General features: G+C 44.1%; 1 protein-coding gene and 1 pseudogene. Both read right to left on the bottom strand.

Annotated elements, in window-relative coordinates; genetic code table 11:
* Window positions 1-515, bottom strand: a pseudogene (locus A3766_RS02310) (hypothetical protein); the annotation flags it as partial.
* Window positions 516-517: 2 nt separating this feature from the next.
* Window positions 518-1018, bottom strand: a complete 501-nt coding sequence (locus tag A3766_RS02305) for a biopolymer transporter ExbD (RefSeq protein WP_068511512.1) — start codon at window positions 1016-1018, stop codon at window positions 518-520.
* Window positions 1019-1034: the final 16 nt, after the last annotated feature.

The following is a 1034-nucleotide window of genomic DNA, read 5'->3' as shown; positions in this document are numbered from 1 at the left end:
CTTGAGGCGAGCTTATCTTCAACTTTACGAGCAATAGGTTTTGCCGAAATCGTTTTGGGCGTATCGAGTTTAACGCTATCAGCTAAGCTACTTAGTGCAGACAACTGATTACTCATCGCTAGCAAACCAGATGTTTTGGCTTTCTCTCGTGCCAACTGAATATCTTTTGCTTTCGGCTTAATTTTTGGCTTGGGCTTTTTCGCTATTTGAGCCTTAGGTTTTGGTTTCGGTTTTGGCTTCTCAGCAACTTTCTTCTCAGGCTCAACCTTCTTAATCTCTTTCTTAATCTCTTTTTTAAGGACAGGTTTAGGCTTTTCTTTTTTCTTAAGTATGACCTTTGCTAGTTGAGGAGGCAGGGCTTCCAGCTCTTCCCTATCTTGCTCAGGTAAATCCACCCACGAGACATAAACAGCGATTGCCAAAAATACAGGAATAACCGCTGCGGTAATCTTCCCTAAGCGTTCACTCTCACCTGCTTCGGCATTCCAGGCTGGCCCTAATTGATTAAACGCCATGATTAAGCCTCCTGCTCAACATGCTTATTAACCGCAAGTGAAATGCTGGCATAACCAGAATCCACACAGGTTGTCATAATTTTCTTTAACAGCTCATATGGCAACTCACGATCGGCAACGATAGTGATTGGACGCCCTTCTGGCGCGACTGCGCTGTTAGACTTTGAAGCCTGATAGTCTAACTCAGCCTTAAGCAGAGGTTCTACCTCTCCTTGAAATTCACGAAGCTCGGCGACTTTAACGATCGCTCGGCCACCGACAAGAATATCGTCGTGAGTCACGGCTAATGCCAGCGCATCTTTTGGCATTTGATCAGCATTAGAAACCGGAAGCTTGACCATATTGTTCTGGTTCAATACTTGTACATCACTTGAGGAATTTACCATCAAGAAAAACACAAGAATCGTAAAGATGTCCATCAAGGATACCAGGTTTAACTTACCCTGATTCTTACTACGGCGTTGGTGACGCTGGATACGCTTGGCTTTTGCTGATGTTTTCATGATCTAACCTTCCCAT

Source organism: Oleiphilus sp. HI0132 (assembly GCF_001635845.1).
Note: the sequence above shows the minus strand (reverse complement) of the source record. Positions and strands in the feature narration are given on the sequence as shown.